The 21,084-nt window shown below is 72.1% G+C and carries 19 protein-coding genes; all 19 read right to left on the reverse strand.

The annotated features are described in order from the left end of the window. Positions 1–17 precede the first annotated feature (17 nt). Entirely contained in the window at positions 18–842 is an 825-nt protein-coding gene (gene wag31, locus WFK95_RS17325; RefSeq protein WP_224646633.1) for a DivIVA-like cell division protein Wag31, read from the reverse strand. Between the two features lie 164 nt (positions 843–1,006). Beyond that, the gene (locus WFK95_RS17330) at positions 1,007–1,297 is read right to left on the reverse strand and encodes a YggT family protein (RefSeq protein ID WP_224646635.1); all 291 of its coding nucleotides are present in this window, start codon (positions 1,295–1,297) and stop codon (positions 1,007–1,009) included. Positions 1,298–1,320: 23 nt separating this feature from the next. Beyond that, a complete protein-coding gene (locus WFK95_RS17335) occupies positions 1,321–1,995 on the reverse strand; it encodes a cell division protein SepF (RefSeq protein ID WP_224646637.1) in 675 nt (224 codons plus the stop codon). A gap of 122 nt (positions 1,996–2,117) precedes the next feature. Further along, entirely contained in the window at positions 2,118–2,861 is a 744-nt protein-coding gene (gene pgeF / locus WFK95_RS17340; RefSeq protein WP_224646639.1) for a peptidoglycan editing factor PgeF, read from the reverse strand. 60 nt (positions 2,862–2,921) lie between these two features. Further along, positions 2,922–4,082, reverse strand: a complete 1,161-nt coding sequence (ftsZ, locus tag WFK95_RS17345; protein WP_224646641.1) for a cell division protein FtsZ — start codon at positions 4,080–4,082, stop codon at positions 2,922–2,924. Between the two features lie 180 nt (positions 4,083–4,262). Continuing rightward, positions 4,263–4,967, reverse strand: a complete 705-nt coding sequence (locus tag WFK95_RS17350; protein ID WP_224646642.1) for a cell division protein FtsQ/DivIB — start codon at positions 4,965–4,967, stop codon at positions 4,263–4,265. Next, positions 4,964–6,403, reverse strand: coding sequence for a UDP-N-acetylmuramate--L-alanine ligase (gene murC, locus WFK95_RS17355; RefSeq protein ID WP_224646650.1), 1,440 nt, complete (start codon positions 6,401–6,403; stop codon positions 4,964–4,966). Before murC ends, WFK95_RS17350 begins: the two co-directional genes overlap by 4 nt. A gap of 44 nt (positions 6,404–6,447) precedes the next feature. Then, positions 6,448–7,545, reverse strand: coding sequence for an undecaprenyldiphospho-muramoylpentapeptide beta-N-acetylglucosaminyltransferase (murG, locus tag WFK95_RS17360; RefSeq protein WP_336671366.1), 1,098 nt, complete (start codon positions 7,543–7,545; stop codon positions 6,448–6,450). Beyond that, positions 7,539–9,236: a putative lipid II flippase FtsW gene (gene ftsW, locus WFK95_RS17365; protein ID WP_224646644.1), complete on the reverse strand. Its 1,698-nt coding sequence runs from the start codon at positions 9,234–9,236 to the stop codon at positions 7,539–7,541. Before ftsW ends, murG begins: the two co-directional genes overlap by 7 nt. Next, entirely contained in the window at positions 9,233–10,702 is a 1,470-nt protein-coding gene (gene murD / locus WFK95_RS17370; protein WP_224646645.1) for a UDP-N-acetylmuramoyl-L-alanine--D-glutamate ligase, read from the reverse strand. Before murD ends, ftsW begins: the two co-directional genes overlap by 4 nt. Next, the gene (gene mraY, locus WFK95_RS17375) at positions 10,703–11,782 is read right to left on the reverse strand and encodes a phospho-N-acetylmuramoyl-pentapeptide-transferase (protein ID WP_224646646.1); all 1,080 of its coding nucleotides are present in this window, start codon (positions 11,780–11,782) and stop codon (positions 10,703–10,705) included. It abuts the gene before it with no gap. Beyond that, a complete protein-coding gene (locus WFK95_RS17380; protein ID WP_224646647.1) occupies positions 11,779–13,302 on the reverse strand; it encodes a UDP-N-acetylmuramoyl-tripeptide--D-alanyl-D-alanine ligase in 1,524 nt (507 codons plus the stop codon). The genes mraY and WFK95_RS17380 overlap by 4 nt, the downstream gene beginning before the upstream one ends. After that, positions 13,299–14,837, reverse strand: a complete 1,539-nt coding sequence (locus tag WFK95_RS17385; RefSeq protein WP_336671367.1) for a UDP-N-acetylmuramoyl-L-alanyl-D-glutamate--2,6-diaminopimelate ligase — start codon at positions 14,835–14,837, stop codon at positions 13,299–13,301. Before WFK95_RS17385 ends, WFK95_RS17380 begins: the two co-directional genes overlap by 4 nt. A 24-nt stretch (positions 14,838–14,861) precedes the next feature. Then, entirely contained in the window at positions 14,862–16,829 is a 1,968-nt protein-coding gene (locus WFK95_RS17390; RefSeq protein ID WP_336671368.1) for a peptidoglycan D,D-transpeptidase FtsI family protein, read from the reverse strand. Then, entirely contained in the window at positions 16,826–17,680 is an 855-nt protein-coding gene (locus WFK95_RS17395; RefSeq protein WP_224652143.1) for a hypothetical protein, read from the reverse strand. The genes WFK95_RS17390 and WFK95_RS17395 overlap by 4 nt, the downstream gene beginning before the upstream one ends. Further along, on the reverse strand, positions 17,677–18,684 hold the full coding sequence (gene rsmH, locus WFK95_RS17400) for a 16S rRNA (cytosine(1402)-N(4))-methyltransferase RsmH (protein WP_336671369.1): 1,008 nt from the start codon (positions 18,682–18,684) through the stop codon (positions 17,677–17,679). Before rsmH ends, WFK95_RS17395 begins: the two co-directional genes overlap by 4 nt. 153 nt (positions 18,685–18,837) lie before the next feature. After that, on the reverse strand, positions 18,838–19,269 hold the full coding sequence (gene mraZ / locus WFK95_RS17405) for a division/cell wall cluster transcriptional repressor MraZ (RefSeq protein WP_068523171.1): 432 nt from the start codon (positions 19,267–19,269) through the stop codon (positions 18,838–18,840). A gap of 815 nt (positions 19,270–20,084) precedes the next feature. After that, positions 20,085–20,495, reverse strand: coding sequence for a DUF3040 domain-containing protein (locus tag WFK95_RS17410; protein ID WP_224651877.1), 411 nt, complete (start codon positions 20,493–20,495; stop codon positions 20,085–20,087). Positions 20,496–20,601: 106 nt separating this feature from the next. Further along, entirely contained in the window at positions 20,602–21,015 is a 414-nt protein-coding gene (locus WFK95_RS17415) for an SAV_6107 family HEPN domain-containing protein (RefSeq protein ID WP_336671370.1), read from the reverse strand. Positions 21,016–21,084 lie beyond the last annotated feature (69 nt).

Consider the following 21,084-nt stretch of genomic DNA (forward strand, 5'->3'; position numbering starts at 1 on the left):
CCGGCTGGTACCAGCGGCTACTTGTACTGCTGGTTGCCGCCGGCGGCGTTGCCGGGGTCGTTGAAGTCGCCACCGCGACCCTGGCCGTGATCGACCGGGGCGGCGCTGCGCAGCGACTGCAGCTCCTCGAGCTGTCCCTCCAGGTACGTCTTGAGGCGGGTACGGTACTCGCGCTCGTACGTCTTGAGCTGCTCGATCCGACCCTCCAGCACGGTGCGCTGCTGGTTGATGGTGGTCATGATCTCGGTGTGCTTCGACTCGGCCTCGGCCTGCAGTGCGTCGGAGCGCTCCTGCGCCTGGCGCAGCTGGTTCTCCGAACGGGTCTGCGCGTCGGCGAGCAGGGCGTCCGAACGCTGACGCGCGTCGGCCACCATGGCCTCGGACTTCTGCCGGGCGTCGGTGACCATGGCCTCCGACTGGGCGCGCGCGTCCGAGACGAGCTTCTCGGCCTCGGACCGCGAGTTGTTGGTGAGCCGGTCGGCGGTCTCCTGCGCGAGGCCCAGCACCTTGGCGGCGCGCACGTGCGCCTCCTCGGTGGTCGCCGGCGCCGCAGCAGCGGCCGGAGCCGGCTCGGCGAGCGCGGGCGCGTTCGGCGCGGGCGACGCGAAGGCGACGGTGCTGTCAGCGGACGGCTGCTCGCCGCCACCGGCGCGGGCCTCGGCCAGCTCGCGCTCGAGCTCGGCGTTGCGCTGCTGCAGATCGTTGTTCTCGTCGATCAGCCGAGCGAGCTCGGTCTCGACCAGGTCGAGGAACTGATCCACCTCGTCCTCGTTGTAGCCGCGCTTGCCGATCGGCGGCTTGCTGAACGCGACGTTCCGCACGTCGGCGGGTGTCAGCTTCATAGGTCGTTTCCCCTCAATTCGGCTGCTCGACAGATCTCAAGTCACTCGGACCAACACTGTAACTAGTGCACATCCTGTCACACCAGACCCGTTTGTTCCTCATCACCCAACAATCACGCGATGAAATGTCCGAAATCACGCACGCGATCACCCCGTTGACCGGGTCAGAGAGCGAAGGCGTAGATCAGCTCACGCGCGACCCAGAGCAGCAGGAACAGGACGATGTAGGACAGGTCCAGGCGGACCGGACCCAGGGTCACCGGCGGGATCAGCTTGCGGAGCAGCTTGAGCGGCGGATCCGTGACGGTGAACAGCGCCTCCAACAGGATCGCGAGGATCCCGGTCGGGAACCACTCCCTCGCGAAGGACTTCACCACCTCGATGACGAGCCGGATCAGCAGGAGGAAAGAGTAGATCGACAGGAGGGCGACGATGGTCAGCCAGAACGCTTGCACGGGTACCAGTCTGCCCGAATCCGTCAGCGGTTGTAGAAACCGGTCTCCGCGATCCGCGCCCGGTCCTCCGCCGTGACGTCCACATCGGCCGTGGCCAGCATGAACACCTTGGTGGTGATCCGGTCGAAGGAGCCGTGCAGCGCGAAGGTCAGGCCGGCCGCGAAGTCGACGAGACGCTTGGCGTCGGCGTTGTCCATCGCCGTCAGGTCCATGATCACCGGGATGCCCTCGCGGAACCGCTCACCGATCGTGCGCGCCTCCTCGTAGGAGGTGGGACGCAGGGTGGTGATGCGCGACATCGGGTTCTCCTGGCTGAGCACGTCGGCGCGGGTGTCCATCGCCAGCGCGCCGCGGGTGGACGGGGCGGCGGTGCGCGAGACGTCCCGCAGCGGCTCCAGGCGCGGCAGCGGCGCCCGGGCGGGCTCGCGGTAGCCGCGCTCGTAGCCGGCGTCGTAGCGGGCGTCGTAGGAGGCGCCGCGGGCGTCGTAGGAGTCCGCGTAGGCGGGCTCGTACGCGTCGTACTCGTCCGCGCGACGGCCGTCGTAGGCGTATCCGCGCTCGCCGCGGTAGTCGTCGAACTCGTCGTCGAGGCTGCGGCGGCCGCGCGGCTGCGGGGTGCCCTCGTCGACGTATCCGTCGTCGTAGGCATCCAGCGGAACCATCCCGAAGTACGCCTTGACCTTGTGCAGAGTGCTCATCTTTGCCCTTCCTCGGCGCCTGCATGGGCTGGTGTGACGGTTGTGACTGTCGTTATGGAAGTGAGATTAGTGGGGAAGACGGGCGAATGGTGGTTCCGACACGCGCACGAATCCCATCGATGTCATTTCGCCGTGTCGATCCAGATCACCGAGGCCAGGCGCCCTGTCGGAGCGCCTCGTCGATGCGAGAACAGCGTGGGGTCGCTGATAGTGCACCGCGGGTCCTGCGCGACCGCCGCGACGCCCAGTCCCTGCAGCTGACGACGGATGCCCGCCCGCAGGTCCAGCCCGTCGGTGCCCTTCTCGGTGCGGCACCGGCTGCCCGGCAGATGCTGCTCGACGTCGGCCGCCATCGATGCCGGGACCTCGTACTTGGCACCGCTCGCCGCGGGGCCCAGGAAGGCGCCGATCCGCTCCGGGCGGGCGCCCAGGTCGCGCATCGCCTCGACGACGGCGGGCACGATGCCGATCCGGGCGCCGACGCGGCCCGCGTGGACCGCGGCGAGCACGCCCGCCTCGTCGTCCGAGAGCAGGAGCGGGACGCAGTCCGCGGTGAGGACGGCGAGGGCGAGGCCGGGCACCGTCGTGACGAGCGCGTCGGTGGCCTCCACGGGCTCCGCACGCGGACCGTCGACGACGGTGACGGTCCGGCTGTGGATCTGCTCCATCCAGACCACGTGGCCCGGCTCGACGCCTATCTCCCGCTCAAGACGGAGCCGGTTCGCGGCGACGGCCGCCGGGTCGTCACCGACGTGATCGCCGAGGTTGAAGGTGTCGTACGGGGCCTGCGAGACGCCGCCCGCGCGGGTGGTGGTCACCCGCCGGACACGGGCCGCAGAGACAGGAGCGTTCGCGGGATCAGTCATGGCTCAAGACTACGGACGGCGCCCCCGGCAGAGCCGGGAGCGCCGTCGGAGTCGAATTCCTCAGCGGCGGTTCTGCAGGAACGACGGGACGTCGAGGTCGAAGTCGTCGTCCGAGCGCGTCTCGCGGCCGGTGGAGCGGGCCGGGAACGGGTCGTTCGAGCGCGGCGGGCGGCTGTCGAAGGGATTGCCCCGACGCGCGTCCTCGGGCTCGGCGGCGGGCTGCTCGACGGCGGTGTGCTGGCCGCCGATGCGGGTCACGGGACGGCGCGCGGGCGCGGCACCGTCGAAGCCCGCGGCGATCACGGTGATCCGCACCTCGTCGCCGAGATTGTCGTCGATCACGGTGCCGAAGATGATGTTCGCGTCCTCGTGCGAGGCGCCCTGCACGAGCGAGGCGGCCTCGTTGATCTCGAACAGGCCCAGGTCGCTGCCGCCGGCGATGGACATGAGCACGCCGTGCGCGCCCTCCATCGAGGTCTCCAGCAGCGGCGAGTTCACCGCGGCCTCGGCGGCCTTGATCGCGCGCCCCTCGCCCCGCGCGGAGCCGATGCCCATGAGGGCGCTGCCCGCGCCGGACATGACGCTCTTGACGTCCGCGAAGTCGACGTTGATCAGGCCGGGCGTGGTGATCAGGTCGGTGATGCCCTGGACGCCGTTGAGGAGCACCTCGTCGGCGCTCTTGAACGCGTCCAGCGCGGAGACGTTCACGTCGCCCAGCTGCAGCAGCCGGTCGTTCGGGATCACGATCAGGGTGTCGCAGGACTCGCGCAGCGAGCCGATCCCGGTCTCCGCCTGCTTGCCGCGGCGGGCACCCTCGAACGTGAACGGGCGGGTGACCACACCCACGGTGAGTGCGCCCAGCTTGCGGGCGATGCTGGCGACGACGGGCGCGCCGCCGGTGCCGGTACCGCCGCCCTCGCCCGCGGTGACGAAGACCATGTCGGCGCCCTTGAGGAGCTCCTCGATCTCGTCCTTGGCGTCCTCGGCGGCCTTGCGGCCCACCTCGGGATCGGCGCCGGCGCCGAGGCCGCGGGTCGAGTCGCGACCCACGTCGAGCTTGACGTCGGCGTCGCTCATGATGAGCGCCTGGGCATCGGTGTTGATCGCGATGAACTCGACGCCCTTGAGCCCCTGTTCGATCATCCGGTTCACGGCGTTGACGCCGCCGCCGCCGATGCCGACGACCTTGATTACGGCGAGGTAGTTGTGCGCGGCGGTCATGTTTCGCCTTTCCCCTGATGTGAAGTCTGTTGCTTCTGAGACGAACCCTAAACCTCAACAGAAGGCTTAAAGTTATGTCAAGTAGCTGGTCTGAAACCAAGGTAGAGGGCAGTGCACCGCTTGCCCCGCAGGCGCGCGGGCGTGTCGGGAAAAACGTTCTCGGTGAGGGGAAGAACACCCTCAGCGGGTGGTGGGCATGTCCGGATTGATCACGGTGAACTCCTTGCCCGGGCGGGTCAGCACCATGCGCAGCGCGGCGGTCTTGTCCGCCGTCCGCTGGTCGTCGCCCCAGTACACGACCCGCTTGTCGCGCAGCACGAAGCGCACGTTCGCCGGGGAATCCGCCCCGATCTCGACGACCTGTCCGTGCAGGTCCGGCGGCAGCGCCCGGAGCACCGCGATCGCGGACGTCGTCGCGGGATCGTCGGACTTCGGATCGTCGACGACGAGCTTGGGCGTGAGGATGGGCGGCTCCCCCACCTTGATGAAGGGCACGCCCTTGGCGTCCACGAGCACCGTCCCGGCGGGGCGCTGGGCGTAGGCGACGACCTCGCGCTCGGTGACCTCGACGACCAGCGTCGACGGGTACGAGACCGTGACCGTGGCGCGGTCGATCCACGGGCTCACCGCGACCACCTGCGCGGCGTAGGCGTCGCGCTGTCCGGGCGTGATCTGCAGCAGCGGACGCCCCTTGAGCGGCTCCACCACCTTCGCGACCTGATCGGCGGGCGCATTGGTCGCGCCCGTCACGGAGACGTCGCGTGCCGAGAGCACCGGCGAGAAGTACGCCGCCGCAGCGAGTCCCGCCACCACTGCCAGCGCGAGCAGGATCAGCAGCAATCGCCGCAGACCCGGCACGCGCCTGCGCGTCGCGGGAGAACTCACGCGCCCGCCTCGGCGCCGCGCTGCGCCAGCGTGTTGAGGATCGTCGGGCCCTGCATGGTCACGTCACCGGCGCCCATGGTGATCACGACGTCGCCGGGTCGCGCGAGGCCGGCGACCACACCGGCCACCTCCGCCTGGCTCGGAACGTAGTGCGCGGAGGCGGTCACCTTCTCGGCGATCCGCTCCCCCGTGACGCCCGGCAGCGGGTCCTCGCGCGCGCCGTAGACGTCGAGCACCACGACCTCATCGGCGAGGCTGAGGGCCTGCGCGAACTCGGCGGCGAACTGCTCGGTCCGCGAGTACAGGTGGGGCTGGAAGGCGACGATCACGCGGCCCGGCTCGGCCTGCTTGGCGACCATCTCCGCCGCGGCGGTGAGAACGGCGCGGACCTCGGTCGGATGGTGCGCGTAGTCGTCGAAGACGCGCACGCCCTGCTCGGTGCCGCGCAGTTGGAACCGGCGGTGCACGCCGCCGAAGGCCTCGATCCCCTCGATCACCTTCGCGGTCGGCTGGCCCGTGCTGACGACCGCGATCGTCGCGGCGATGGCGTTGAGCGCCATGTGCTTCCCGGGCACGGAGAGCAGGATCGCCCGCTCGGTGACCTTCCGGTTCTCGTCGGAGAAACGGACCTTGAGCATGCCGCCCTCGGCACGGGGCTTGTAGTCCAACAGCTCCGCGATCAGCGTCACGTCGGGCGCGAGGTCGCGGTGAGTGCCCTCGCCGTAGCCCAGCACGCGGACGCCGCGGGCGCGCAGCGCGGCGTGGGTGCGCTGCGCCAGCGCCGCCGAGCCCGGGTCGTCGAGGCACACCACAAGGGTGCCGCCGGGGCGGATCCGCTCGGTGAAGGCGTCGAAGACGGCGACGTACTTCTCCTCGGAGCCGAAGAAGTCCAGGTGATCGGCCTCGACGTTGGTGACGACCACCACGTCGGGCGCGTACTGCAGCAGCGAGCCGTCGGACTCGTCGGCCTCGGCCACGAAGACGTCGCCCGTGCCGTGGAAGGCGTTGGTGCCGGACTCGTTGAGCTCGCCGCCCACGGCGAAGGACGGGTTGGCGCCGCAGTGCTGCAGGCCCACGACCGCCATCGACGTGGTGGAGGTCTTCCCGTGGGTGCCGCTGACCAACAGGGTGCGGTAGCCGTCCATGAGGTCGGCGAGCACCTCGGGCCGCAGGATCACCGGGATGCCGCGGCGCTGCGCCTCGACCAGCTCGGGGTTGTCCTTGGGGATGGCGGCGTGGGTGGTCACGACCACCGTCGGGCCGCCGGGCAGCAGGTCGAGCGCCTCGGGGCTGTGCCCCACCTGGATCTGGGCCCCGCGGGCCCGCAGGGCGATGACGCCGCGCGACTCCTTGGCGTCGGAGCCCGACACCTGGCCGCCGCGGGCCAGCAGGATCCGCGCGATGCCGGACATGCCGGCGCCGCCGATGCCCACCATGTGGACGCGCTGCAGCCGTTCGGGCAGCGCTCCCGTCGACTCGGTCACGACGTCCGCCTCTCCTGTGCCAGTGCGAGGGCCGCGGCCGCCACGGTGCCCGCGGCGTCCCGGTGCCCGCTGCCGCCGGCCGCGGCGCTCATGGCCGCGAGCCGCCCGGCGTCACCCGCGAGCGGGATCACCGTCTCCCGCACGAGATCCGGGGTGAATGCCGCGTCGTCGACGAGCAGTCCCCCGCCCGCGGCGACGACCGGCTGCGCGTTGAGCGCCTGCTCGCCGTTGCCGTGCGCGAGGGGCACGTACACCGCCGGGAGGCCGACGGCGGCGACCTCGGCCACCGTCATCGCGCCCGACCGGCACACGGCGAGGTCGGCGGCGGCGTAGGCGAGGTCCATCCGCGACAGGTAGGGCACGGCGACGTAGCCGGGCACGTCCACCTCGACGGAGTTCTTGGGGCCGTAGGCGTGCAGCACGCCGACGCCGGCGTCGGCGAAGTCCCGGGCGGCGCCGACGACACCGTCGTTCAGCCGGACGGCGCCCTGGCTGCCACCGAACACGAGCACGACGGGCCCGTCGGCGGGCAGCCCGAAGTGCGCGCGGGCCTCGGCGCGCAGGGCCGCGCGGTCGAGCCCGGTGATGGAGGCGCGGACGGGGATGCCGACGACCTCGGCGGGCACGCCGGATCCGGGGACCGCGGCGAAGACCTTCGTGGCGAGCTTCGCGCCGACCTTGTTCGCGACGCCCGCGCTGGCGTTGGCCTCGTGGATGACGATGGGCACGCCCATGCTGCGGGCGGCGAGGTAGGCGGGCAGGGCGACGTACCCCCCGAAGCCGACGACCACGTCGGCGCCGGTCTCGCGGAGCACCTTCCGGGTGCGGCGCACCGCGCCGGTGAGCGTGAAGGGCAGCTTCGCCAGGTCCTTGCCGGGCTTCCGCGGCAGCGGGACGGGCGGGATCATGGCCAGCGGGTAGCCGCGCTCCGGGACGAGGCGGCCCTCGAGCCCCTTCGGCGTGCCGAGGGCGGTGACCACGGCGTCGGGGCGCTGGGCCCGGACGGCGTCGGCCACCGCCAGTGCGGGTTCGATGTGTCCTGCGGTGCCGCCACCGGCCACCACCACCGAAACCGCTCGAGAAGAACTCACCACGCCCGTCTGCCCTTTTCCTGTCCTCGGCGCCGCTGCTGCGGCGCGTTCCGCTGCTGTCCGGCACGATCGCCCCGCCAGGGCTCGCCGCCGCGGCCCTGCGGCCGCATCGGCGGGAGGTCCCGGCGCGGCGCGCTGCGCCGGCCCAGGCTCTCGTCACCGTACGGGTGTCGATCGTACGGCGACGGCGCCGCGGGCGCGGTACGCCCCTTCGCGGGCGCACGCCGGGCGGGCGCGGGACGGCCCTGTCGGGGCGCCGGCCCGCGGCCGGCCGGGCGCTCGGGGCGCGGCGGGATGTAGGGCAGCGGCTTGGGCAGGCGCAGGAGCCGGCCGGCACGGCCCTCGCGGCCGCCGGCGAGCGCGGCGATCGCCTCCGGCTCGTGCCGGGCGGCGTTGGCCAGGAGGCCCATCATGAACAAGACGAGGATCACCGAGTTGCCGCCCGCGGACAGCAGGGGCAGCTGGATGCCGGTCACCGGCAGCAGGCCCACGACGTAGCCCATGTTGATGATCGCCTGCAGCGCGACGAGCGTCGTGATGGAGGCGGCCATGAGGCGCAGGAAGGGGTCGGCGACCCGGCCGGCGATCCGCATACCCACCCAGGTGAGGATGCCGAACATGAGGATGACGACGCCCGCACCGAGGTAGCCGAGCTCCTCGCCGATGATCGCGAAGATGAAGTCGTTGTGCGCGTTGGGCAGGTAGCTCCACTTGGCCGTCGAATTGCCCAGGCCCACGCCGAAGAGGCCGCCGTCGGCGAGCGAGTACCGCGCCTGGTTCGACTGGTAGTTGGCGCCGAGCGCGTCGTCGGTGCGGCCGAGCCAGGCCTGCACGCGCGCCGAGCGGTAGCCCTCCGCGAGCGCGAAGAAGATGCCGAGCAGGGCGAAGACGACCAGCAGCGAGGCGATCAGCTTCGACGACAGCCCGGCGTAGTAGAGCAGCATCGCGCCGATGGCGACGATGATCATGGCCGTCGACTGGTTGGGCTCGGCGACGACGAGCGCGGCCATCAGCACCACGACTGGGCCGAGCGGCAGCAGCAGCTCCTTGATGTTGCCCTTGCGCCCGCGGTCCGCGAGCAGGTGCGCACCCCAGATGATGAGCGCGACCTTCGCGATCTCCGAGGGCTGCAGGGTGAAGCCGCCCACGTCGATCCAGCGGCGCGCGCCGCCGACCATCGTGCCGACGCCGGGTACGAGCACGGCCGCGAGCAGCGCGATGGAGACGAGCACGCCGCCGAGCGCCACCCGGCGCAACAGCGCGGGTCGCAGGTACAGGGCGAAGACGAAGGCGACCACGCCGAGGGCGACGTAGATCAGCTGGCTGGTGAACTTGCCCCAGGGCGATCCGGTGGCGCTGATGTCCTCGACGGACGACGCGGAGAGCACCATGATCAGGCCCATCACCGTCAGGACGGCGGTGAGGCCGAGCACCAGGTGGAAGGACGCGAGCGGGCGGCGCAGGGCCGTCGCGAGCCCGACGGCGCCGCCCCGCAGCAGCGAGGCGCCGGTGCGGGCGACGTCCGCGCCCGAGCGCGCCGCGGACGCGGCGGCCGCGCCGCGGGAGCCCGTCGTCGACGCGGCCGTCTCCTGGGGCTGCGCGTCGAACTCGGTGCTCTCGGGGGCGTTGACGCCGCCGGGGGCGAGATCGGAATCGGTGTCGGTACCGGCGGCGGCCTTGCCGGCGCGGCTCACGAGGCGTCCCCGAGCGCGCGGGCGGAGGCGGCGAAGGCGTCGCCGCGGTGCCCGTACGACGTGAACATGTCGAGCGAGGCCGCGGCGGGCGCGAGCAGCACCACCGGCGCCGCACCGTCGCGGGCTGCGGCTTCGGCGATCCGGGAGGCCTCGGCGACGACGGCGGCCATCACCGCATCAGCATCGCCGGACACTCGCACATCGCCAGCCCCAGTCGTCCCTACAGAACGATTCGCATCATTAGTCACAGGAGACACAGGACTATGTTCGCCCGAGGACACCCGAACCACGGGGACATCCGGTGCGTGTCGCGCGAGTGAATCCGCGATTTCGTCTCGATCCAGTCCGAGCAGCACGGCGCCCACGAGCCGCGGCGCCACGCGCGCCACGAGCGGCCCGATGTCGGCGCCCTTGAGCTGACCTCCCGCGACCCACACCACCCGCTCGTGCGCCTCGATGGAATTCAGCGCGGCGTGCGGGTTGGTGGCCTTGGAGTCGTCGACGTACGTGATGCCGCGCACGGTCGCGACGGGCTCGGCGCGGTGCGCGCCCACCCGGAACGCGGCGAGGGCCTCCCCCGCCTGCGCGGCGGTCACGCCGACCGCCTGCGCGAGCGCCGTCGCGGCCAGGGCGTCCGAGATCCCGGCGGGTCCGGGTGGCGAGACCGCGTCGGCGGGCAGGACGGGCGCGCCGGCACCGTCGACCAGGACGCCCCCGCGCACGCCGTACTGCCCCGGCCCGGGCTCTCCCGCGGTGAAGCCGACGGTGACCGCCCCGCGCAGGCCCGACGCCACGGGGTCGTCGAGGCCGATGACGGCGAGCTCGCCGGCGAGGGCGCGCGCCTTGTCGGCGGTGTACGCGGCCATCGAGCCGTGCCAGTCGAGGTGGTCCTCCGCGACGTTGAGCACGACGCCCGCGCGCGGCCGCACCGACGGGGCCCAGTGCAACTGGAAGGACGAGAGCTCGACGGCGAGCACGCGCGGATCGGCGTCGTCGCCGATCGCGTCGATGACGGGTCGGCCGATGTTGCCGCAGGCGACGGCGCGCACGCCGGCGTGCAACAGGATCGCCTCGAGCATCTGCGTGGTGGTGGTCTTGCCGTTGGTGCCGGTCACCACGAGCCAGTCGCGGGGCGCGCCGAAGGCGCCGGCGCGGTCGATCCGCCAGGCCAGCTCCACGTCGCCGATCACCTCGACGCCGGCGGCCTCGGCGGCCACCACGACGGGGGCGGTGGGGCGGAACCCGGGCGCGACCACGACGAGGTCGTAGCCGGACGGGTCGTGCCCGTCGAGATCGGCGACGACGATGCCCGGCACCTCGCTCGCGATCTTCTCCCGCGCGGCGGGCTTACCGTCGGCGACGGTGACCGTGGACCCGAGCCGGAGCAGGGCCCGGGCGACGGCCGGGCCGGTGACGCCCCCGCCCGCGACGAGGACGTGCGCGCCGGGGCCGGGGATCGTCGCCATCTAGCCGACCGCGCCGGAGCCGAGGAACTCGGCGTAGAACAGCACGAGGCCGAGGCCGCACGAAATGGCCGTGAGCAGCCAGAACCGGATGATCACCGTGGTTTCGGCCCACCCGGAGAGTTCGAAGTGGTGATGGAACGGCGCCATCCGGAAGACGCGGCGGCCCGTCGAGCGGAAGACCGCGATCTGGATGACCACCGAGACCATCTCGGCCACGAACAGCGCGCCCAGCACGACGGCGAGCAGCTCGGTGCGGGTGGTGATCGACAGGCCGGCCAGCAGGCCGCCCAGCATCAGCGAGCCCGTGTCGCCCATGAAGATCTTCGCGGGCGCGGCGTTCCACCAGAGGAAGCCGAGGCAGGCGCCGCCCGCGGCGACCGCGATGAGCGCCAGGTCGAGCGGATCGCGCACGTCGTAGCAGCCGGCGACCTGCTTGGTCTCGCAGGCGTAGCGGAACTGCCAGAAGCTGATGAGCACGTAACTGCCGAGCACCATCGCCATGGAACCGGCGGCGAGGCCGTCGAGACCGTCGGTGAAGTTCACCGCATTCGACCAGGCGGAGACGACGAACCAGCAGAAGATCACGAAGACGATCGCGCCCATCGAGATGGTGTTGATGTCGCGCGTGTAGCTGAGGAACTCGCTGGCCGGGCGCACCCCCTGGGCGTTGGGGAACTGCAGCACGAGCACGCCGAAGATCAGGGCGGCGACGGTCTGGCCGACGGTCTTCGCGGTCTTGTTCAGGCCCAGGTTGCGCTGCTTGCGCACCTTGATGAAGTCGTCGAGGAAGCCGACGATCGCGAGCGACGTGGCGAGGCCGAGGACCAGCAGGCCCGAGGCACTGGGGCCGGGGCCGGAGTTCCAGCCCAGCAGGTGCGCGCCGAGGTAGCCGGCCCACAGGGCCACGACGATCGCGACGCCGCCCATCGACGGGGTGCCGCGCTTCTTCTGGTGGCTCTGCGGCCCCTCGACGCGGATCTCCTGACCGAAGCCCTGCCGGGAGAAGACCCGGATCAGGACGGGCGTGAGCAGGATCGCCACGGCCAGCGAGATGCCGCCCGCGAACAGGATCTGGATCACTTCGGTGACTCCCCGTTCTCGTTGTTGACCGCGCTCGCCGTGCCCAGGTGCTCGGCGACCTCCCACATCTTCTCGGACTTCGACGCCTTGACCAAAACGAGGTCGCCCGGCCGGAGCTCGTCCCGCAGCCGCTCGACGGCCTCCTCGCGGGTGTCGACGCGCACGGCCTCGCTGCCCCAGGAGCCCTCCATCACGGCGCCCTGCCACAGCGCGTGCACGGCGCGGGAGGTGCCGACGCAGATGGTCGACGTGATGTCGAGCCGCACCAGGAACCGGCCCAGCCGATCGTGCTCGACGATCGACTCCTCGCCCAGCTCGCCCATCTCGCCGAGCACCGCGAAGGTGCGGCGACGGTCGCGGCCGGGCAGCCGCTCCCCCGCCTCGTCGTGCTCGGACATGAGGACGAGGCTGCGGAGCGCGGCCCGCATGGCGTCGGGATTCGCGTTGTAGGTGTCGTTGACCACGGTGACGCCGTCGTCGGTGGTGAAGACGTCCATCCGGCGCGGCGATGCGGCGCCGGCGCCCGAGAGCGCCTCGGCGACCTGAGCGACCGTCGCGCCGCACTCGAGACCGACCGCGGCAGCGGCCAACGCGTTGTGCACCTGGTGCTCGCCGTGGACCTTGAGCGCGACGGGCGCGGCGCCCGCCGGGGCGCGCAGGGTGAAGGACGCGCGGGCCTGGGCGTCGATCTTCACGTCCGCCGCCGCGACCTCCGCCTCGCCCGTGCCGTAGAACACCACCCGCGCGCCGGTCCGCGAGGCCATCGCGGCCACCGCGGCGTCGTCGGCGTTGAGGATCGCGAGCCCGTCCGCGGGCAGCGCCTCGACCAGCTCGCCCTTCGCGCGGGCGATGGCCTCGCGGGAGCCGAACTCGCCGAGGTGCGCGGTGCCCACGTTGAGCTCGACGCCGATGCGCGGCGGCGCGACCCGCGCGAGGGCGGCGATGTGGCCCTCGCCGCGGGCCGACATCTCGAGGACGAGGAACTTCGTCGACGCGGTCGCGCGCAATGCGGTCCACGGGTGGCCGATCTCGTTGTTGAAGGAGCCGGGCGGCGCGACGGTCTCGCCCAGCGGCCGCAGCACGGCGGCGATGAGGTCCTTCGTCGATGTCTTGCCGGCCGAGCCGGTGACGCCCACGACGGTCAGCCCGTCTGCGGCGAGGGCCTTCGTGCAGTGCGCGGCCAGGTCGCCCAGCGCCTTCAGCACCGCGGCGCCCGCGCCGTCGGTGTCGTTCTCCAGCGCCATGACGCGGTTGTCGGTCTCGCCGGAGACCGGGACGACGATCGCGGGGACGCCCACGGGGCGGGCGCCGAGCACGGCGACCGCGCCCCTGTCGATCGCGGTCGCGGCGAACTCGTGGCCGTCGACGCGGGCGCCGGGCAGGGCGAGGAACAGCCCGCCGGGGCCGATCTCGCGGGAGTCGAATTCGACGGTGCCGGTGACCTTGGCCTCGGGGTCGGGCACGTCGTGCAGGGTGCCGCCGACGATCGCGGCGACCTCGCGGAGGGTGAGTTCGATCATGCGCGGGCCTCCAGCGCGGCGGCCACCTCGTCGCGGTCGTCGAAGGGGTGCTTGACGCCGTTGATCTCCTGGCCGGCCTCGTGGCCCTTGCCCGCGACGAGCACGACGTCGCCGGTGCGGGCCCAGTTCACGGCCTCGACGATGGCGGCGCGGCGGTCGCCGATCTCGCGGACCTCGCCGCCGCCGGTCACGGCGCGCGCGCCCGCCACCACGGCGGCGCGGATCGCGGCCGGATCCTCGGTGCGGGGGTTGTCGTCGGTCACGATGACCAGCTCGGCGGCGCTCGCGGCCGCCTCGCCCATGAGCGGCCGCTTGCCGCGGTCGCGGTCGCCGCCCGCGCCCACGACCACGACGATCCGGCCGGCGGTCTGGCCGCGCAGCGTCGCGATCACGGCGTCGAGGGCGGCGGGCTTGTGGGCGTAGTCCACGACGGCCAGGAAGTCCTGCCCGCGGTCGATGCGCTGCACCCGGCCGGGCACGGCGACGGCGCCGATCCCGCGGGCCGCGTCGGCGAGCGGGACGCCGGCCTCGTGGGCGATGACCAGCGCCAGCGCGGCGTTGGCGACGTTGTACGCGCCGGGCAGCCCGACGACGGCGGAGAAGGTCTGTCCGTCCGGCCCGCTGAGGGTGAACCGCTGGGTGCCGTCGGAGTACGCGGCGACCTCGCCCGCGGTCCAGTCGGCGGGACCGGTGGTGGCGACGGTGACCAGCGGCAGCCCGGACGCGCGGCGCAGCTCGGCCATGCGGTGGCCCCACTCGTCGTCGACGCAGATCACGGCGCGCTCGCAGGCTCCCGGCCCGAGGAAGAGCAGCGACTTCGCGGCGAAGTAGTCCTCCATCGTCGGGTGGTAGTCGAGGTGGTCCTGGCTGAGGTTGGTGAAGGCGCCGACGGCGAACCGGGTGCCGCCCGCCCGGTTCTGGGCCAGCGCGTGCGAGCTGACCTCCATCACGGCGGCGGTCACGCCGCGCTCGACCATCGACGCGAACAGCCCCTGCAGCGCGGAGCCCTCGGGCGTGGTGAGGGTGGTCGGGACGTCGACGCCGGCGATCCGGGTGCCGACGGTGCCGATCAGGCCCGTCGGGTTGCCGCCCGCGGCGAGCGCCGCCTCGACGAGGTAGCTGGTGGTGGTCTTGCCGGAGGTGCCGGTGATGCCGACGAGCGTCATCCGCGTCGACGGTGCGCCGTAGACCACGGCCGCGACGGGGCCGAGGACGCGGCGCGGGTCGTCGTGCAGGAGCACGGGGACGTCGTGGCCGTCCTCCGCGAGGAGCGCGGCACCGTCGGGATCGGTGAGGACGGCGACGGCCCCCGCCTCGATCGCGCCGGCGGCGAACCGCGCGCCGTGGGTGGCGGTGCCGGGGACGGCGCAGAACAGGTCGCCGGGCCGCGCGTCCTGGGCGCGGACGGTGGCCCCGGTCAGCCGGAGATCCCCGGCGTCGGCACCCGCGAGGGTGACGCCCGGGACCTGCGCCGCGACCTCGGCCGGCGTGGCTCCGCGGGGGTGGGCGGGGCGGGTGAGAGTCGATTCGGGCACCGGTAGATCCTACCCGCCGGTTAACTACTTACCGGCCACCAGCGTCAGCGGCTTCGACGGCGGCGAGAGCGGGACGCCGTACTTCTGCAGCAGGAACGAGGCGATGTCGTGGAACAGCGGCGCCGCGGACTGGCCGCCGGTGCCGTCGGAGCTCCGGGTGGGCGCGTCCATCATCAGACCGATGACGAAGCGCGGATCGTTCGTGGGCGCGACGCCCGCGAAGGTGATGTTGTACAGCGAGTTGGAGTAGGCCTTGGTCACCGGGTCGACCTGCTGCGCGGTACCGGTCTTGCCGCTGATCTGGTAGCCCTCGACCGAGCCCGGCGCGCCGGTGCCCTGCTGGTAGCCCATCGGGTCGCGCTGCAGCGCGGCGCGGAACATGTCGAGCACGGTGCGGGCGGTCTCGGAGCTCATCACGCGGACCGGCTCGGCGCCGGACGCGGGGTTCGCGGCACCGTCGACCTCCTTGATGATGCGCGGCGGGATCCGGACCCCGTCGTTGGCGAGGGCCTGGTACATGCCGGCCATCTGCAGCACCGTCATCGACAGGCCCTGGCCGATCGGCAGGTTGGCGAAGGTGCCGCCCGACCACTGGTTGCGCGCGGGCACGGCGCCGCCGGACTCGCCGGGCAGGCCGACGCCGGTGGAGCGGCCGAGGCCGAAGCGGTCGACGTAGTCGGCGAAGGCGTTCTCGCCGACGCGCTGCGCGAGCATCAGCGTGCCCACGTTCGAGGACTTACCGAAGACGCCGGTCGTGGTGTACGGCTCGGTGCCGTGCGCCCACGCGTCCTTGACCGTGACGCCGGCCATCCGGATCTGCCCCGGGACCTGGAGCACCTCGTCGGGCTTGGTCTTGCCGCCGTCGATCGCGGCCACCGCGGTGATCAGCTTGTTCACCGATCCCGGCTCGAAGGGCGTGGTCACCGCGAGGTTGCCGGTGCGTGCCGAGTCGGGCTGATTGTTCATGCCGTGCGACGGGTTGAACGTGTTGTCGACGCCCATCGCCAGCACCTGGCCGGTCTTGGAGTCGAGCACGACGGCCTGCACGCTCTTCGCGCCGGACTTCGCCTTCGCCTGCGCGACGGCCTGCTGGACGAAGAACTGCACGTCGTTGTCGAGCGTGAGCACGACGCGGGCGCCGTTGGCGGCGGGGTGGATGTCGCGGGTGCTACCGGGGATGATGGCGCCGTCGGAACCGCGGTCGTAGGTGCGCGAGCCGTCCGTGCCGGCGAGGATCGAGTCCAGCGAGGACTCGAGGCCGATCAGGCCCTGCCCCTCGAAACCGGTGGTGCCCACGATGTTCGCGGCCAGCGAGCCGCCGGGGTAGTTGCGGATCGACTGCCGCTCGGCGCCGACCTCGGAGTACTCGTCGGTGATCGCCGAGGCCTTGGCCGGGTCGACGCCGCGGGCCAGGTAGACGAAGGTGTCGTTGCCGCGCATCTGCTCGAGCAGCTTCTGCTCGTTCACCGCGTCGCCGAGGACGGAGACGATCTTCTTGGCGATCTGCTGCAGCCGGTCGTCGACGCCGACGGGCGTGACGCCCTTCGCGGCGTCGCCGCCCTCCTTGACCAGCTCGACGTCCTTGTCGTACTTCTCCTGGATCTGCTTGCGCACGGCGACGGGCTGCAGGGTCAGCGACTTGGCCTCCATGGTGAAGGCGATCGGCTGCCCCGCGCGGTCGGTGATCGACCCGCGGACGGCCGGCAGCACCTCCTTGACCTGGCGCTGGCTCTCGGCCTTCGCGGACAGGCCCGGTGCCTGCACGAACTGGACGACGCCGAGCCACACCGCGATGATTGTGAAGACGGCGACGATCACCCAGCCGCCGATGCGGACACGGCCGGTGAAGGCGGTGGAGACCTCGGGGGCGCGACCGCCCTTGACGCGGGCGCGGGCGGACTGGTGGCCCGCCTTGGGGGCCGCGGCGCCGCGCGGTGCCCCGGAGCGCGCGGCGGGCCGCGTCTTCGTCGGCGGGCGCTGGGCGCGCGTCACCGGGCCGTCCCCTGGGCCGGCGCCTGCGCGGCCGGGCTCGGGGCGGGGGTCTGCGCCGGAGTCTGGGCGGGTGTCTGGGTGGCCGCCGACGGTGCGGGCGTCGGCGCGTTCACGACGGTCGGGCTGCCGGGGTTCATGGTGACCAATTGTTCCCCGCCCGCCGGGGCAGGCCCGGGATTCCCGGCGACCGGCGTGCCGGAACCGTCGGACGTGGCGCCGCTCGGGTCGCCGGTGCGCTGCGCGGGCGGGTTGAGCGCGGGCTTGGCCGCGCCGGTGGCGGGCGCGGGCTTGCCGACCACGACGACCTTGCCGCCCTCCTTGCCCACCAGAACCGGGACGGTCCCCGCGGGGACCATGCCGAGCGCGGTGGCGCGCTCGGCGAGGCCCGGGGCGCTCTCCCCCGACTTCACGTCGCGCTCGAGGGCCGCCTTCTTCTCGGCCAGCGAGTTGTTCACGGCCTCGCGCTTGCGGAGGTCGTAGGAGTTCTCGGCGCTACCGGTCGAGAGCCACAGCGTCAGGCCCAGTCCGGCGCAGACGAGCGCGATCAGGGCCAGCACGAACGGCACCCGGCGCACCACGCCGGCCGGCCGGGGCAGGCGGGCCAGCAGGCCCGCGGAGGCCGCGCCGTCGCGGTGCCGGCGCAGGGCGCGCTCGGCGGGCGTCTCCCGCAGGGAGCCGCCCGCGTCGAGGACCGCCCGCTGCTGCTCGATGCGCTTCTGCCGCCGGTCCAGCGCGCGCTGCGCCGAACTCGACCGGGGCCGCGAGGTGTCGCGGTCGTCGCGCCGCGCGGGCGCCCGCCGGGTCCGGGTGTCCGGAGTCGACGGTGCCTGGGTCGCGTTCGGTGCGGTCATCGCGCGCTCCTCGTGCTGCGGGTCCGGTCGGTGGGGGTGTCGAGGCGGCGGGCCGCGCGCATGCGCACGGGCGCCGCCCGCTGGTTCTCGGCGATCTCGTCGTCGGTGGCGCGCTCGGCGCCGCGGGTGAGCAGTTCGAAAGTCGCGCCGGTGCCGGGTAGTTCGACGGGCAGCCCCGCCGGACTGGTGGACCGGGTGCGTTCGGCGAGCGCGGTCTTGACGATGCGGTCCTCGAGCGACTGGTAGCTGAGGAAGACGATGCGACCGTCCGCGGCGAGCGCGTCGAGGCCCTGCGGCACCGCGGCCTCCAGGGACGCGAGCTCGGCGTTGACCTCGATCCGGAGCGCCTGGAAGGTGCGCTTGGCGGGGTGCCCGCCGGTGCGGCGCGCGGGCGCGGGGATCGTGGCGTAGAGCAGTTCGACGAGGCGGCCGCTGGTGGTGAAGGGCTCCTTCTCGCGCTCCTTGAGCACGGCGGAGGCGATCTTGCCCGCGAACCGCTCGTCGCCGTAGCGCTGCAGGATCCGCGCGAGGTCGCCGTGGGAGTAGGTGTTGAGGACGTCGGCCGCGGTGAGCGGGTCCTCGACGTTCATCCGCATGTCCAGGGGCGCGTCGACGGAGTAGGCGAAGCCCCGCTCGGCCCGGTCGAGCTGCATGGACGAGACGCCGAGGTCGAACAGGATCGCGTCGACGCCGGGGCCGCCCGCGGCCCGCGAGAGCCCCAGGTCGTCGAGGGCGTCCGCCATCCCGTCGTAGCGGGTGTGGACGGGGATGAAGCGATCGCCGAACCGGGCCAGTCGCTCGCCGGCGATGGCGTGCGCGTCGGTGTCGCGGTCGAGGCCGACGACGCGGGCGTGCGGGAAGGATTCGAGGATGAGCTCCGAGTGACCGCCGGCGCCGAGGGTCGCGTCGACGTAGACGGCACCGTCGTGCTGCAGCGCCGGGGCGAGGAGCTCACGCACGCGGGTCGCGAGGACCGGCACGTGACCGAAGAACTCGTCGGACATGACTCCTCCAGGGCACACGATGGCGTTCGATGGTTTCTGGCGGATGGAGCGGGGTCCCCGCCCGACCCGTACCTGGCGTTGGGGAAGTACGTCAGGGCCGGTTCGGGCGCAGGCCTCGGTCCACCCCGACCGGGCCGCGCGAGTGCGCGGTTGTCAGAAGATCGCCTTGAGCGATTCGGACTGCGGCTGTGCGTAGTCGTCTTCGTGCTGTGCCTGGTAGTGCTCCCACGCCTCCGCGTCCCAGATCTCCAGGAACCTCCGCGATCCGACGACGACGCATTCCTTGGTCAGGCCTGCGTAGCGACGGTGATCGGCCGAGAGCGAGATCCGACCCTGGGAGTCGGGACGCTGATCGTCCGAGCTGGCGAAGAAGTTGCGGTAGAAGGCGCGTCCCGCGGGGTCGGTCCATTCGATGGCATCCGCCTTCTCGGCGATGCGCTCGAACTCCGCCTTCGGGTACACCGTGAGGCTTCGATCCTGTCCTTTCGTGATCGTCAGCCCACCCGCCAGTTCCTCGCGGTACTTCGCGGGGAGGGTGAGCCGTCCCTTGTCATCGAGCTTCGGCGTGTAGGTACCCGTGAACATCACGGCCACCTCCCGCCTACCCCGAGGGGTTGTCACTGGATCGAGACTTCAGACTAGCGCGTCTTTCTCCAGTGCGCCCCACATTACCCCACCATTCACCACTTTCAACCACATCGCAGCGCGTTTCGCGGCGGATTCTCAGAAACAGCGCAGGTCAGTCGCGTGGCAAGAAGTGGGGGACGCGGCGCGCCCCGGCGTGGCGGACTTCATCACACCCGCGAGATCGCGCGCGATCTGCGCGACTGCTGGGACTCATGAGGCATGAGAAATCACCCGCGGGCGGGCCGTGGGGAGATGTGGGGAATCGGGGTGGGGAGAAGTGGGGTGCGGCCCGCCGGGACGCTGGAGCGCGGGCCGATCCGTGAATCCACGGCTCACACGCACACGAGACCGGATTCGGTCTCGTGTGCAGCTCCAGCCGTGGATTCACAGCGGGCCGGCGGGCGGAGCTGCCGGCGGAACAGCGGCTGCGCGGTCGGCCGAGCGGCTGAGCGGCTGAGCTACGACGCTCCTCCCGCGATCGGATCACTCCCGCTCCCGCGGGTGTTTCTGCCTCGTCATTGCGTTGCAGCGGCATGACGAGACAGAAACGCCCGCGGGAGTGTCAGATCCTCGCCGAGGAGCCGGCAACGACTACGGAGGCGACGGCTGGCGCACGCACGCTGCACACGGCGCGGCCAGAGCGCCCGGCGGGGCCGGACCGCTGCGGCGCGGACTCCGCGAGGCGATCACGGCGGCGCGGTCGCTGATTTCGCTCACAGCGCAACGAAAAAGCCGCCGACCATCAGGTCGGCGGCTCTTTCAGCGTTGCGAACTCAGGGGAAGCGGCGGCGGAAACGCTCTTCCATGCGGGCGACGAAGGACTGACCGGAGGCGCGGGCGCCTCGACCACGTCCCGATCGGGCGCGGACGGATCCGTCCTCATCGACGGTGCCGCGGGGGCCCTTGGACGCCGGCCCGGACCACAGCGCGTAGATCACGGAACCGAACATCAGCAGGAAGCCGATGAGGCCGACGATCACGGTGTACTCGACCTTGCCCAGCAGCATCCCGGCGATGAGCAGCATCAATCCGACCGCGAAGCCGATCGCGGCGATGACGCGGCGCTTACCCGAAGCGCCACCGAACCGTCCGCCTCGTACGTTCGACGCGAACTTCGGATCCTCTGCGTACAGCGCGCTCTCGATCTGGTCGAGCATGCGCTGCTCGTGCTCGGAGAGTGGCACGTTCCCCTCCTTCAGCACTCATAGGGTCCAACTCCTCCCTTCATGATACGAGGCTTGCGACCCCACGACCACCATCCGTCGAAGAATGAGCGTTCGCTGTGAGAAATCATGCAGCCCGGCACAGATCCGCTTCGACGGAATTCAGGAAGGTCTGCACGCGACCGTGGAGAACCGCGACCTCCTCGGCGCTCACCGAGCGGGCCGTGGTCTCGAGCGCCGCGACGACCCCGGAGACCGACGTGAAGTAGGCGACCCACTCCGCGTAGCCGGGGGCCGCCTTGGCGAGCCGAAGCCAGGCGTTGCGCGTGGGGCGCCGGACACCGGTCTCCCGCTCGGCCAGCAGGGCGGCCGCGCCGCGCAGGGCGGCGTGGTAGATCTCGCGGTACTGATCGGCCGGGGACGGCGAGCCGCCGGCCCGGGCGAGGAACTGGTCCGCGCGATCGAGGATGCGGGCCGCGCCCGACTCACCCATGCGACGACCGGAACCGACGTGACCGATCCGTGCCTTCGATTCGACCATGACCTTCCTCCTGCTCCGTGGGCCTTCTCACCCTGTTACCGCGAGTTGTACCGGACGGGACTGACACGT

The organism is Tsukamurella sp. USMM236 (assembly GCF_037148755.1).
GTDB lineage: Bacteria > Actinomycetota > Actinomycetes > Mycobacteriales > Mycobacteriaceae > Tsukamurella.